This is a genomic window from Psychrobacter sp. C 20.9 (assembly GCF_001921765.1).
GTDB classification, from domain to species: Bacteria; Pseudomonadota; Gammaproteobacteria; order Pseudomonadales; family Moraxellaceae; genus Psychrobacter; species Psychrobacter piscatorii_B.
In genome coordinates, this window is the sequence record NZ_MRYC01000002.1 from 177,049 (window position 1) to 192,736 (window position 15,688).

General features: G+C 47.6%; 3 protein-coding genes. 2 read left to right on the forward strand and 1 reads right to left on the reverse strand.

Going from position 1 to position 15,688, the window contains the following annotated elements; translation table 11 throughout:
• Position 1: 1 nt before the first annotated feature.
• Positions 2 to 13,906: a PLxRFG domain-containing protein gene (locus BTW00_RS02325; RefSeq protein ID WP_075106042.1), complete on the forward strand. Its 13,905-nt coding sequence runs from the start codon at positions 2 to 4 to the stop codon at positions 13,904 to 13,906.
• Positions 13,881 to 14,078, forward strand: coding sequence for a hypothetical protein (locus tag BTW00_RS13895; protein ID WP_143506486.1), 198 nt, complete (start codon positions 13,881 to 13,883; stop codon positions 14,076 to 14,078). The genes BTW00_RS02325 and BTW00_RS13895 overlap by 26 nt, the downstream gene beginning before the upstream one ends.
• 197 nt (positions 14,079 to 14,275) lie before the next feature.
• On the opposite strand, the gene BTW00_RS02330 is transcribed toward BTW00_RS13895, so the two are convergent.
• Entirely contained in the window at positions 14,276 to 15,532 is a 1,257-nt protein-coding gene (locus tag BTW00_RS02330) for a tyrosine-type recombinase/integrase (RefSeq protein WP_075106043.1), read from the reverse strand.
• Positions 15,533 to 15,688 lie beyond the last annotated feature (156 nt).

Genomic DNA, 15,688 nt, shown 5'->3' on the forward strand with positions numbered 1-15,688 from the left:
TATGAGCTTAAACGATAAATTATTCAGCATTGCTAGTTCAGCCGTTGAGAAGCAGCGCAAAACTCGTGATAGCCGCAGTGCGGTGTCAAAAGGTTTTGATGTGGCCACTAATAAAAGCTATGCCAATGAAGACAAGAAAGTGGCAGCCAAAGCCTTGCGCGAGTGGGAGAATAATACTTGGAAGCCCAAGGTTGAGGCTAAACTCAAGCAAGAGCTAAAAGCGCGTGCGCCTCACTTAAAGCCAGGCAGCCCAAAATACAATCAGACTTATGAAAGCCTATTCAATAAAAACTATAAAGACTTGCAGGCCGCTAAAGCGGAAGCACAACAAAAAATTGGTACGCTACGCAAGCCTAAGCAAACGCAGCGCGAGCTTGATAATGAGTATCGTACCAATGAATCTATCCGCAATAACACGGTAGGCGCGCAAGCCGCCTCACATGCAGCTCGTGACACGGTATCAGCCGTAGGCGGTGCGCTTGCTACAGGTACATCAAGATTGCTACGCGCACCATTACAGCTTGCCGCTGATGTGGGCGAGAATGACGACGGTGGTATCTTTGATCGCGGTGCAAAAGCGCTAGAAAGCTATGAAGATAATATATCTAATAACGTCTATCAGGCGTATGGCGATATTCAGCAGAACGGCAACTTCTCACAAAAGCTTGCCGTATCAGCCGTTGAGCAGGTGCCAGCGCTTGCTGCTAGTTTTGGGGCAGCAGGTGTAGCTGCTAAAGGTGTTCAGGCGGTAGGTGCAGGTGCCAAAGCAACGGCAGCCGCTTCTTATGGTGTGGCTGGCGCGTCTATGTACCCACAAGCTTATCTTGATGGTAGCGATAGCACCAAAGATGAGCTGGAAAATGCAACGTCAGAGCAGCTTGCCAGCGCTGAACGCTCGCAAGATATCTACAAGGGTATGTTTGACAAAAACGTCAAAGCTGGCATGAGTGAGGATGAGGCGCACGCGAAAGCGCGTGATCAGACAATCAGCGAGATTGCCGAAGAGTCAGGCGAAAACGTGGGCCTTGCAACACTAGCACTTAGCATGATGGCGCCAGGTGTCGGCTCATTCACCGCCAACCGAGCCGCTGGTGGTGCAGTCAGTCAATGGGGCCAAAAGGTATTTAACAAGCTTGCAGTGCGTGCTGATGCTGGCAAGGTAGCAGGAGCCGCTATTCCTACAGCCGTAGGCGCTGGCATTGTGGGGTTAAACGTCGCTGAAGAGGGCGCGCAAGAGGGTTACACCGATTATGTGGCTCAAAAAGCAGCCGTTGATGTGGGCGTAAAAGACAAGATTGATACCGCACAGAATACAGAAGCGGTCCTAATGGGTGGTGTTTTAGGCGGTCTGATGGGCGGTGCTACCTATGTCGGTACGCGCAACTCAAAACTAAAGCAAGCGCAAGATGGGCTCAAAGCCGCGCAGCAAAGTTATGCTGATATTGCGTCGACCATACCGCAGCTACAAGAGCAGATTACCGCTGTATCGCCAAGATCGGCAGAAGGTCAGGCACTAACCGTACAGCTTCAAGAAAACAAAGCCGCGCTTGATGCAATGGCAAGTGAGGCTGAGCGTCGCGGTATTCCTCGCACATCTCTAGCACGTCGCGCACCACGTATTGAGCCTACCAATAGCACTGACCAAGAGTTTGACGGTCAAGTCGATGGAGCAACTGAGCTTGATGAACAAGGCTTTGAGGACGCGCTTAATCCACAAGGCGCACCAGCCGCACAAGCACAGCCAGTGGTTGACAGTCAGCCAAGCGAGCAAGAGCTTGACGCGCAAGATGCGCAGATCGCTGAGCTTATCGCAGAGCAGCAAGCGCTCGATGAAGCAATTGACGATGATAGCGCTGGCAAGCCAGTCGAAGAATCTTTAGCAGCCGCGCAAGCCTGGTACGACGACAAGCGTGGTGAGAATAAGCAAGGCTTATCCGGTGTGGTAAGCCGAGCAGCTGCTAAAGTGGAAGATACCGCATTCGCAGAGCAGCAACAAGCGATTGCAGGTACAGGTGCCACTATTAATGAGTACATAGCCGCACAGCGCGCCAAGCAGCAGCAAATTGACGCAGAAATTGAGCAAGCAACAGCAGACGCTAAGACGGAGCGCGAACGCCAAGCCGCAGAGCAGCTAAAGCAGCAGCGCGATATAGAGCGTGCAGAAGCAGAAGCCGAGATTGCCAAGCGTGCAGAGCTTGCACAGCCTTACGAGAATGAATCGTTTGATACTACCGTTGTCGGTGCTGATGGCACACCGTTTAACCTAGCACGTTTTTGGGATAGCAACATGCCAGCCGCTATCAAAGCCAAAGCAATCGCTGATGCGTTCGGTGGACAGATAGAGCAGAATGTTGCCAAGGCAGATTGGGCAAGCCTACCTGAAGGTGTGCAAAAGCAGTTGCACCAGTGGATGACCGGACAGCTTAATGCGGTACGGCAAGCGCGTGAAGGTGGCGATACTCAAGCGCAGCCTATCAGTGAGCCGCCATTAGCGCCACAATCACAGCAATCAGTAGCACCTACTGCCAATGGTTTAACCATGCCAGCACAGCAAGCACCTAGCGCAACAACTAAGCGTCGTACGCCTAGCGCTGGAACCGTGGCGCAACAAGAAGAATCGCTAAAAAAAATAAACGAAGAGCTTGAAAATTACACGCCAGCAGCGCCAGTAGAGACAGATACAGCCACACAGTTGACTGACGAAAACCCTACTATCAATATTCCAGCGCCTACACAGGCTAAAGTAGATGTAGCGCCAACTACTAACGAAGGTATTTATAAAAGCAAGCCAGCCGCAAAAGCCGCTATAAAGAAGCAAAAACTTGATCCTAACAGTGTAACTATTAATCAGGTAAAAGGCGGTGGTTTTGAGATTGTTGCGAACGCGCCTGCCAAGCCAAGTTATGCGCAGGCACAGGAGCAAGCCGCTACTGATCTGGGTATGACGCTTGATGAAAATGGTGAGTATGGCGGCACAGACGCAGAGTTTGAGGTGTTCGCTAATCGCGTCGATGAAATACAAGGTCGCTCATTAAATAACAGTACGCCTACACCAGTCGCAAAAACTGAGACAGCACCTAACAATGATGTCGCTATTGGTAAAGACGGTAATGCTAAGTGGTTCGGTAAGCAGGATAAGGCGCAAGCGTTTATTGATAAGAAGGGTATTAGCGATACGCATGAAGTTGTGAGTGCTGGCAAGAGTCGCTTTGAGATACAGCCGAAGCAGTCAATCAAATCCGATTCACCTCAAGCCGATGTAGCACAATCGGAAACAGTGCCCGCCAGCCCAGTAAAACCGCCTCAGTCTTCTGTAGTGAAAGCGGAAACAGCATCGGAAAGTACGAAATCAAGCGGTCAATCTGTCCGTGATATAGCCACATCATACGCCAGTAAAGATGAACGACTTGCTTTGCTAGGCGAGAAAGAAATTCATGTTCGTAATGCAGCTAAAGCAGCTGGCAGACTAATACAGCCTAACTCAGACTGGTATAAAAAAGCATTTGACGATGCGTCAAAAAGAGGTAGTTTAATAGATGGAATGTCTTATGGTAATAGAAAATCAGATTCTGTATCAGCTTATTCTATAGCGGCTGGCGAAGTTGCTGGAGCCATACGCTTTGTGTTGAATGACGATATTGCCACAAGACAAGCTAGAGATAATTCTATTCAAGATGCTAACAATAAGATATCAGAGAGCATACAGTCTCAGCAAAAAAAGAGCGACGACAGGAAAGAGAAGTACAAGTCAGACGAGGCTAATGTACTAGATACATTTGGCATGTCGTTAGATGATGTTTACAACCTAGTCATGTTGCCTTCTAAAAAATTAATCAATAAGGCTAAGCGCACGAAGAATAAGGATGACCAAGCGGCGGCTGATAAAGCCGATCGCAAAGCGAAACAAATCATGTGGGATGTTGAGGATGCTGTAATCGCCTATGCAAACAATGATATGACACTTAGGGATTTTTTGGACTCAAAGGCAGGTCAGTACCCAGCGCTTGTAAACGCGGTAAATGATGATAGATTCGCGCAAGTTGAGGCGTACAACCAGTCACAGAAACCCAAAAATATTACCGACGAGCAGTTTGCAGAATTAACCAGCAGCAGAACCACGCCATCTACACCGACTGGCGAGCAGTCCGCGCCAGCCAAACGAGCCGAGGCGAAGAAAGCCGCTACTGAGAAAACACAGAATGATGTGAGCGCACAAGACGCTAAGCCTAAACGTAAAACCGCAGCAGAGTTGCGTGCCAGCCTTTTAGATAAAAATAAGGTGGTCACTAAAGAAGCAGCAGCAGAATACCGCGCTACACTAAAAAGCAGTTTGGGTAACCTAAACTCAGGCTTTGATCCTAAAGCTTCTTTTGCAGCAATGGGCCTAGCAGCAGCATATATTGAAGGCGGTATTCGTAACTTTACTGACTTTGCTACACTGCTAATCGATGACGCAGGCGTGAAGGTTAAAAGCTATCTTTTGCCAGCATGGGAAGCAGCGCGCAACTTTGACGAGCTCGACACTACAGGTATGGATAGTGTAGAAGATAGCCGCAAGCAGTTTAACGAGCTTGTAGAAAGTGGGTTCTTTGATGACGTGCAGGCTGAGACTGAGCAGGCAAGCGAGCCTACCACGCCAGCCAAACCAAAACACCCAGAATCCATCGACGTAGGCAACGACAAGCGCCTATTTGTTGGTGAGAACACGGAAGGTGAGCCTATCTATGAAGATAAAAACGGTATAAGATCAAAGCCAGAAGGCAACTTTATGGCAAGCGAGCCAGTAGGTATCAATCTAGGCGGTGAAGGCCCAGCCTATGATGTGAGCCGACGCGCTGATAAATTCAAGACAGTGGAAGAGATAAGCGAGAATACCAATGATGACACCGAAGCAGGCACGCAGGATCAAGCAGGAGCGCCGGAAGTACGAGCGCGAGGAAGTGACCCACAATCAGGAGCTACACCAGCAGATAGTGGAGACGTGGCAACAGAACAGCCCACAAATGACAGCGCGACTGACGAAGTTGCAAGTGCTGGACGACCTAGCGTTCGTGGTGCAGGAGCGAATGTGGCAGACGAAGGATCAGTACCAAGCCAGCGGAATGCCGAGATCGGACGCGAAGGAACAGGCGACACGCGAACATCTAATGCTAGAGCCGGAAAGCGAGCAACAGACAGCGGAGCCACTTCACCAGCCGCTACCAAAGCAAGCGCAACCGACCTATTAATTGAAAATCCACTAGAGATTGTCGGTGGCACACCGGTACAGCGATTCAATAAAAACCGTGAAGCGCTAGAGCTGCTACAGCGTCTTGAAACAGAAAGTCGCCAAGCCAGCCCAGCAGAACAAAAGATATTAGCCGGATATATTGGCTGGGGTTCTTTTGGCCAAGAGCTATTTCAAGGTTCATGGGATCATCCTAAATATAAAGACGAGGGCGTCTGGAAAGATCGCGGTGAATGGTTGCGTGAGACGATGGGCGAGTCTGCCTGGAAGTCAGCACAGCGCTCAATTACCAATGCCCACTACACTGACCCACCTACCGTTATGGCGATGTGGTCTATGGTTGAGCGCATGGGTTTTACTGGTGGTCGCGTGCTAGAACCGTCTATGGGTACTGGTAACTTTTTTAGCATGATGCCAGCGCACGTACAATCGCGCAGTCAACTCACCGGTATTGAGCTTGATGAAATGACAGGCTCGATTGCTAAGCAGCTATTCCCACAATCAAACATTCAAGTCATGGGGTATCAGGAGTCTAAAACGCCTGATAACTTCTATGACGTGGTGATCGGTAACTATCCTTTTGAAAACACACCAGTAGCAGACCGTCGCTACAACAAGCTAAACCCAATGCTGCACGATTACTTCTTTTTAAAGTCGATGGATCAAGTAAGACCAGGCGGTCTTGTGATTAGCATCACATCGTCCGGCACAATGGATAAGCAGAACGAAGGTATCAGACGCGAGCTTGCCAAACAAGCCGACCTAGTGGCTGCTATTCGTTTGCCGTCTGGCGCGTTTAAAGATTATGCTGGTACCGCCGTAGTAACCGATATTGTCATCTTGCGCAAGCGTGCCGAGAAAGCCGCTATCGTGCCAGAAGATGCAACATGGGTGGCAGTTAATGATTATGTTACCCCATCAGGAGAAACCATCAAGCTAAGCCAATACTATATCGATAACCCTCAAAACATCATTGGTACGATTGATTTTGGCAGCGGCACCACTAAATTTGGTGCAGGCATGATTGTTCGTCGCCCAGACAACATGGAAGAGCGCTTACAACAGGCAATCGACTTGGTGCCTGAGAACGTCATGCAGGCCGACACCACAACCGACCATCTAACCTACTACGCTAACGCAACAGGCGAGCGTCACGGTTCATTGTTCACCAATGATGCAGGCGAGCTTATGCTTGCTCGCGGTGATCAGATGGTTAAGGCCCAAGACGTTACCAGTTATGAGGTGAAATCCAAAGCAACGACGCTTGATCGTGAGACTCAGATCAAGGACGCTATTGATTTACGTCAAAAATTTACCGCACTCGTTGATAAAGAGCGTGCCGGGCAAGAAGCTGAGACAGAACGCAAGGCGTTAAAGTCTGCTTATGATGCGTTTACAAAGAACCACGGCAGTCTGCGCGACTCTTACGCGCTTAAATATATGGATCGCGTCAATGACCCATTCTATTATGACTTAGCAGCACTTGAGCAAGACGACGGCAAGCCAGCCACCATTATGAGCAGAAGTACAACACGTGGTAAGGCTGCTATCAAAAACCCAAGTGTGCGTGATGCTTATGTGCTGGCACGTAACAAATCAGTAAACCCCACGTTAAAAGAGATTGCAGAGCTAACGGATAAGTCTGAGCAAGAAATCCGCAAAGAGCTTAAAGATAGCGGTGCAGTGTTTGAAGGCCCGAACGGTGACATCGTGCCGTCTGATATTTACCTATCAGGCAACGTGCGCCAAAAACTAAGAGAAGCAGAAGCGGCCCTTAAAGATGGAAATAAGGCGATGAAAGATAACGTCGCTTCATTAAAAGCTGTCGTTCCTGAAGATGTGCCTTACTTCAATATTGAAACCAAACTAGGCGCAACTTGGATACCGCCAGAAGCCTATCAAGATTATATTGCCCACATGCTAGGCAAGAGCGACGCGGACAATATAAACGTATCATTCCTATCAGGTCGCTGGAAGGTCAAGCTTGGCAAGGGTATGAACCATGCCGCAGAAGCGCGCACAAACTACGGTACCCATCATTATCACTTTAGTGCATTGGTTCAGGCCGCCTTTAGTAACCAGGTCGTTCGTATCACAAGAAAGATTGACGGTGAAGAGGTTTATGACCATGAAGCCACAAGCGAAGCCAATGAGCGTATCGCCAAAATTCGCGGTGACTTTAGCGAGTGGCTGTGGAGTGACCCTGAGCGTCGAACCGATTTAGAAAAAGAATACAACGAAGCGCGCAATGCCTGGGCCACACCTAAGTATGACGGCAGCTTCTTAACCTTTGAAGGTATGGCGCTATCACTAGGCAAGGGTGAGTTTAACTTACGTGAACACCAAGCCAATGCGATATGGCGTGCTATCGTCAACCGCCGCAGTATTAATGCGCATGAAGTAGGTACTGGTAAGACGTTTACGATGGGCGGTATCGCTATCGAGTCGCGTCGATATGGTATCGCTAAAAAGCCGATTATCTTTGCCCATAACGCCAACAGTGCAGCGGTGGCAGAAGAAATCCGCATGATGTACCCATCAGCGCGTGTGCTATACGTGAATAACCTTGAACCTAAGTTCCGTGATATTCGTTTGCGTCAGATAGCCAATGATGACTGGGACGTTATTGTAATGCCTCACTCTCTTCTTGATCGCATGACATTAACCGAAGATACCTTAATGGCTATGGCGGCTGATGATATTGCCTCACTTGAGCAAGAGTTTAGAGAAGCTGCTGAAGAAGATGGTGAGAATGTCAGTAAAATCAATCTTGATGATGACGAGTCTATTGGTAAGATTCGCTCTACTACTGCAAAAGAGCTGGCCAAGTCTCGCAAACGTATCATTGAAACCATTAAAAAGCAGGCCCAGCAATCAAGTAAGGCGAACGCAGTCACCTTTGAGGACCTAGGTATCGACATGATCTTGGTCGATGAGGTGCATGAGTTTAAAAAACCACCTATTGTGACGCGCATGAAGATGAAAGGCTTGAATACAAGCACGTCGCAGCGCTCTATTCAGATGCAATTTTTAACGCGATATGTTCGTCAGATGAACAATGGCGGTAACGTGCACACCTTTACTGGTACACCTATCACCAATACCATTACTGAGATTTACCATCAAATGCGCTACGTGATGGAAACAGAGATGAATGAAGCGGCTGTATCAGATTGGGATGGCTGGTTTGGTTCGTTTGCTACTGAGACACAGGACGTTGAGCTATCAAGCGCTGGTGATTATGAAATGGTCACACGCTTAGCAGGCTTTGTAAACGTGCCTGAATTGCGTCAGATGATCGGTCAGTACATGGATACCGTGTTTGCTGAAGATATGCCTGAAATGCAGCCGCGTAAGACGGAATCTGGCAAGATTATGAGTGATAACCTTACTGATCTTGAACGTGCAGAGCTGCTAAACGGCAGAACCGAAGGCGCAAAAGACAGACCGTACAAAAAGGTTATTAACGAGTCTGCAGACATGACCGCAGAACAGAAGCGGATATTTGCACAGGTGCAAGAGTACGCGGCAGAGTGGCGCGACGCTGACGGTAAGACTCGCAGAAAATGGATGAAAGATGGGGATCATCGCTCACCATTAATCTATGGCCGCTTGGCTGATACCGCTAGTTTTGACGCCCGATTGCTAGACCCTGATTTGGTTGGTAAAGAAGGGCAAGTGCCTGATGACGAGAATAGCAAAACCAGTCGCGTGATCAAAAATGTTAAAGATATTTATGACAGTCACGAATTGGCTAGTCAGGTTATCTTTATGGATCAAGGGTACGGAACTAAGGCAACACGCAGTGGTGGCCGTAACGCACAAGGCGAGAAAAACCCAAGCATTACCGTTGATATATTCTCACCAGTGCTGGATTTGGTAGAACGATTGGTTCAGTCTGGCATACCGCGAGAGCAGATAGCAGTGGTCAGCGGTAAAACCAAGAAGGAGGAGCGCAGTAGAATTGCAGCCGCCATGAACAGCGGTGAGATTCGTGTTGTGATTGGTAGCACGCAAACGCTAGGCGTAGGCGTCAACATGCAGCGCAACTTGCGCGCCATGCACCACATGGACGCCCCTTATATGCCTGGTGAGTTAGAGCAGCGTAACGGACGTGGCCAGCGACAGGGGAACCAATGGAACACGGTTTTAGAATACCGTTATATGACTGACCGCTTGGACGGTAAGCGCTGGCAGATACTCGCGGTCAAGCAGCGCTTTATCACCGCCTTTATGAAAGCTAAAGGTAGCGCTCGTACAATCGAGGGTGATGCAGTAGAGGAAGAAAGCGATATTTTAGAGTCGTTCTCAGAAGCCGCTGGTGATCCGCGTATTTTGCAGCGCGTTAAACTACAGAAAAAGCAGGACCAACTAAACAGTAAAGAGCGCTTATACACTCGCGGCATTGCTGACATGCGTAGAGAAATCCGCACGCAAACAGAGCTTGCAGTTAATAACCAGGCAGCACTCGATGCAATCAATCCTCAAGCGGTTGAAGATGCACTTGCCAGCCAGCGCGACAACTTTAATGTAACTATTGATGGTAAAACCTACGATAAACGCGCTGATGCTACGGCAGCACTAGATGAATACATTAAGAAAAATGTCAGACTTGGTGACCCATTAACCAAGATTGGGAGTTATGCTGGCACGCCTATGTCAATAGTGTTTAAGCATGGCGCGCCTAATCCTGAGTTGGTACTAACAATGGGCGGCCAGACATTTAGCGGCAAGGGTATTACTGGCTTAGAGTCAGTCATGCGTAATCTACCTAAGCAAATAGAGAAGAAGCAGGCAGGTATTGAAAAATCAAAAGCCACGGTTAATCATTTAAAGAAAGCCGTTACACAGCCATTTACCCAGAAGGCAGAGCTTGAGCGTGTTGGTAATCAGATCAAAGCGCTTGAAGCTGATTTGGATTTAAACCCAATCCCAGCGCCAGTATGGTTGCGTCAAGGTGCGCCAATGGATTCTGAGGTTTTCTACGGCAAACAGCCTTTTGTGGTAACTGGTCATCAATACAGCAAGGACGGTTACTTTGTTGTCGCAGAGGACGATAAAGGCTCAACCACCATTCCTTATCTTGAAGCAAAAGATAGTGTAGGCATGCCGTTGTACGACGAGCAAGAGTTTATTGCACCTGAGATTGTCACAAAAAAGGATGCTGATAGCCTTACCGAAGAAGATCGTGTACCTGGTACTGAAGAACCTAAGTATTCTAAAACCAATCCAGCCAAAGGATTGACTGGCACTACCAGCCAGCAAGTTATTAGTTTGCTGCAAGATCGTTTTGGTAAAGACGTTGTTGCCAGTCTTATCAAGGCTGGTAAGCTACGAGTGCGCGCGCTCAATGATTTTGTTGATAACAACGGTCGCTTGCTTATCCCAAGTGATGCAGAAGGCTTTTATTATCAAGGCAAGGTCGTACTGATTGCTGATAACTTAACCACTGATACGGCAGTGGCAACATTGCTGCATGAGCTTGGCGGTCATGCCGGTATTCAAGGTATGCTATCAACGCAAACTTACATGGGGCTTATGGAAAACTTCTATGATTTAGTTAAGTCTGGTAACAAATATGCAGTAAGAGCCAAGCAGCGTGCAGAGGCGAGCACCTACAGCGCTAGTGAAGCACGCGATGAATATATCCCATATCTCATCACTGAGTATGCGCAAGCCACTGAGCGAGGCGGCCCACTCGCTGTGATTAAGCGTTTTGTGAATCGTGTCATGGCTGGCGTGCGTGCATGGGTGCGCGCTAATACAGGTGTGCAATTAAAACTAACACCTAATGATATAACGCAACTTGCTGAGCGTATGGTTAAGCGTCTGGCAGAGCAAAGCATAGATAACGTAACTATTGCTGGCATGGATAATACCGCAGCAATGCCGCAGTATAGTCAGGAAAATGATATTCGCTTTAGCCGTCGCTATTCAAACTTAGGGGTAGACACCAACCCAACCACCGCCAAAGAAAAAGCGATTGATGCCGCTAAGCAGGCAGGCGCGACCGCACTATCATCTAAGTTTAACCTAAGCTTGCTGCTACGTCGTCATCTGGCCACACCGCTACACGTCGGTATGTTAAACCCAAGCTTTAAAACCTTTTTTGAAAACGTGCAGGCGCGTATTGCTTACGAGAACAACGAAGCAGGGCGCGTGCAAGAATACATGCCTGAAATATGGGATACTCGATTGATGATTGGCAAGCGTAGGGAGGCAATCGATAAAGTCAGTCGCGCCTTGTTTGATGGCACAATGGCAGATCAGGTATGGACTGATCCCGAGCTTGAGGCAAAATTCAATCTTGATGACAAGCAAAAAGATATGTACCGACGCGCTCGTGCTGCTATTGATTCGTCTGTACTTCACATGACAGTCGATACGCTATCATCATTAGCTAAGGGCACTAAGCTGGTTAATATTCATACCATTAATAGGTTAAAGCTGGCAGGGCTAACACCCATCGGTCACAACCTAATGATACAGCAGCACATGACCGACGAGCTCAAGAAGCTGGCTCAGTCTGGTAGTATCACGCCAGCCGCAGAGAAGCGTTTGCAAAATCAGTTAGACGGAGTGTTTGATGTGATGGATAGTATCGCGGTCAAGTATGACGATCTTGTTGAAAAAGGCTATGCGCCGTTGATGCGATTTGGGCACTATGCCGTTGAAGTTCGTGACAAATCTAACAATGAGCTAGACTTGTTTGAGCTCTACGAAACTAAGGGCCAGCAGCGCAAGGCTATCAAAGAGCTTAAAGAGAAGTATAACGAGAATGATTTTGAAGTTGGTACTGGTACGCTAAACCCAGATGCGTTTAAGCAGTTTACAGGTAAGGGTTTATCCCCTGAGACGGTGCAGCTATTTGCCGCTGAGCTTGGCCTTGATGATGACGGTGCGTATCAAGCGTACCTCAAGGTAGCAATAAGCAATCAAAGCGCCCTAAAACGCCTGATTCATCGTAAGAAGGTGCCAGGGTATAGCGAGGACTTGCCGCGAGTCTTATCGTCATTCGTCATGAGTAACGCACGCTACAGTGGTCGTGCTCTATATAATGGCGAGATCGAGAACGCCATACAAAAGATTGAGGACGGTAACTTACAAGGTGAAGCTCAGAACGTCTTTGCTAATATGGAAAACCCACAAGAGGAGTTTGCAGGCGTGCGCGGCTTACTATTCCATTACTATATGGGATTTTCTACCGCGTTTATGGTGCTTAACTTTACCCAGCCATTTACTCAGACCATACCTAAGCTGACCGCTTATGTCGGTGCAGCGCGTGCGCATATAGACATGACACAGGCGCTAGGCATTATCACCAAGTACACAGGCAAAGCGACGTTTGAGTTCGGTAAAAAGGTCACAGGTAATGCTACACCTAGCTGGAAAGGTTTTGAGGACCACTTGCCAGCATGGGTGAAAAAAGAGGATTACTTGCGCATGACTCGTGAAGGTCATCTTGATCCGCAAAATATCTGGATGATCCGAGGGCTTGAGCGTGGTAAGGCTGGCGTGATTAGCGGTCTATGGGGCAACTTATCGCGTGCCGCTGGTTGGGCCGCTGAGGTGTCAGAGACAATCAACCGTCGTGGCACCATGATTGCCGCCTTCAAAGTTGCGCAGACAATGGGTGATGCTAAGTTGAAAGCGGAAGGCTTTAACAGTCGCTATGACTTTGCAGTATCAGTGATTCAACAGACTCAAGGGGTTTATAATAAGGGCAATCGTTCAGGGCTGGCGCGTGGTACTGGTAAGCTTGGACAGTTTGGGCCGTTGGTCATGGTGTTTAAGCAGTTTAGTATTAACTATGCTGAGCAGATGATTCGTCACGGGCGCGATAAAGAGGTTAAATCAATCGCAGTCGCTATGACGTGGCAGTTCTTATTGGCTGGCGCGTTAGGCTTGCCATTCACTGATGATTTGCGTGATATTGTAGAAGGCTTGCTGTATCGATTGTTTGGTCGTGCAACTAATTTGACTGCATTCCTTCAGGACGAGCTTGGCAAAGATAATGCCGATGCCCTTATGTACGGCTTGCTTAGTGAAAAAACACGCTTTGATATGTATGGTCGCTCGAACATGGGTAACTTTATCCCTGGTACTGACTTTGCTAGGCCAAAAGAGGGTGATTGGGCGGAAGTCATTGGAGCATCAAGCGGATTCTTTGAAAACTTCTTTACCGCAGGCGATATGATCACGAAAGGCCAGTACAAAGACGCAGCCGTTATAGCAGCACCTCGTTATGTACGAGACGCAGCAGCAGGTATTGAGATTTGGAACAATGGCGCTTACCGCAACCAAAAAGGCGATAAGGTGATGGATATGGACCGCACTGATGCTGTCATTAAAGGTGCGTTACAGTTCAACCCAGCGTCCAATGCTAAACAAGGCCGTGAACGTAGCGAGAAGTACCACATGAAAAACATGGTGCTTGACAAGCAAAATCAGTTTGCTCTACAGTTGACAGAGGCGCTATATCAAGAGGACTACGATAGAGTTGACGAGCTTTATAATGACATGGACGCCTGGAACGAACGCAATCCCGAACACTTTAATGTAGATATTGATAAGATTGAAGATTCGGCAGAGCGTCGTTTGGATAAGAAGGACTTTACCAGCGAGGATCGTCAGAAACTACCGGAGCAGTTAGATGACTATTTCACCGAAAGAGAGTAACTTGCCAGCCAGTCAGAGTAAGTTTATAGAATATCCGGTGCGCCTCATTGTAGGCGCAGTGGAAATCTATGTACGCCTTGCTGTGATTGCTGTGGTTATTGGTATCGCCTTGTCGATATTTTACACAGTTATCTATTTGCCGCTGGCATGGCTGTATGGCTTATTGCTCTAACAGGATAAACCTATTCAAATACATTTTGCCCATCTATCTATTTAGGTGGGCTTTTTTTTATTTGCATTCATGAACGCAAATGAACGCAAATGAACGCAAATGAACGCAAATGAACGCAAATGAACGCAAAAATTTGAGAGAGCAAAAACGCCGAAACCCTTATATATCAGCCGGGAGTTATAAAAGTCGCTTAAGTTCTAATGTATTTTATAAAGCTTCTCAATCACTTCATCTTGCGTAAAGCCAGCTTCATTAAAAACAAAGGTTTCAATTTCATTCATAGCAGCGCGCAGTCTTTTTTGACTTACTTGAATGTATTGCAAGGTCACATCGTCAGATGATTTTGATGCCCTATGATTCATTAAACGCTTAATAACTGACATATTTAGATTGAGAATATCACCAATGGTTGAGAAGGTTCGACGCAGATCATGCGGTGTGATATGAATACCTGCAGCGTCACCAATATTTTTATACTGTTTTGATATATCCGTTAGATTACCGTCGCACTCTTTTAAGCGAGAAGGGAACAGCCACGGCTCATCTTGTCGGTAGTGATGTCGATGGGCGAGCATGGCACACATCACTTTACCCAATGGCACATGCAGGGTATCACCATTTTTGGTTTCATGGATAGTCATCGTGCCGTGTTTTAAATCGATATAATCCCATCTTAACGTGTAGCCCTCGCTGGCACGTATGCCAGTACACAAAAACAGCAGCATGATGTCGCGTGCGTTATTGCTATGCGGCTGCATCGTGTGAAAATCCTCACTCCTAAAATCTAGCAGCACGCGCACATAGTTACCCATCGTATCTTCACTGAGATATGTGGTGCGAGGCTTAACCGTGTTCCAAAGTTTCTTTGCTGTCAGTATCTCAATAGGGCTTGGCTTGATGATAGGGGATTCGGACTTGTCTAAAAAACTTAGGCGCGAAAAATTCCATACCGCGTTAAGAGCCCTAAAGGTGGCGTTGGCTTGTGATGGGCTCAGCTTAGTCAACTCCAAGTGTTTTTCAGTGACATTGCTTTGCATGATCTCATTCATCGGTCTGTCTAGCCACTCTGCCAGCTTACCTGGTATCTGCCGATTGTAGGTGGCAATGGTTGATTGCTTGAGCCCAGGCTTATGAGAGATGTAATATTCATAGGCTTCACCGAGCGTGGGAACCACGACATCTTTCATATCATCGTTGAATGGGTCCTTACCCTGCATCAAGTCGGATATTATTGACATCGCTTGTTCGCGTGCATCCTGCAACGTCATGACCGAGCAATCACCAATAGACTTACGAATCATCTTGCCATTGATTCTTTTGCTAATCATATAGCTTTTATTTGTCTTGTTTGTACGCACAGCAAAGCCATTAACCAATTCATCTTGGTAGATGTCTGCTTTCTCCGAGTATTCAAGACTGTCTATGAATCGCTTAGTGAGCTTAACCCTTGCCATTGTGTCCGCCTATTTCGTTGATTTACATGGGTATGATAGCCGATAAGCAAGGTTTTAAGAAGTGCCCACAAAGTGCCCATGAGGGTTCTTTTCGCACATCAATACAAGCCAGCCAAAACCTACAGACAACAAAAAACCCTTATAAACCGTGGCTTA

Excerpts from the sequence above, each read along its gene's own strand:
- BTW00_RS02330 (WP_075106043.1), bottom strand. The coding sequence starts at position 15,532 with ATGGCAAGGGTTAAGCTCACTAAGCGATTCATAGACAGTCTTGAATAC.
- BTW00_RS13895 (WP_143506486.1), top strand. The coding sequence starts at position 13,881 with ATGACTATTTCACCGAAAGAGAGTAACTTGCCAGCCAGTCAGAGTAAG.
- BTW00_RS02325 (WP_075106042.1), top strand. The coding sequence starts at position 2 with ATGAGCTTAAACGATAAATTATTCAGCATTGCTAGTTCAGCCGTTGAG.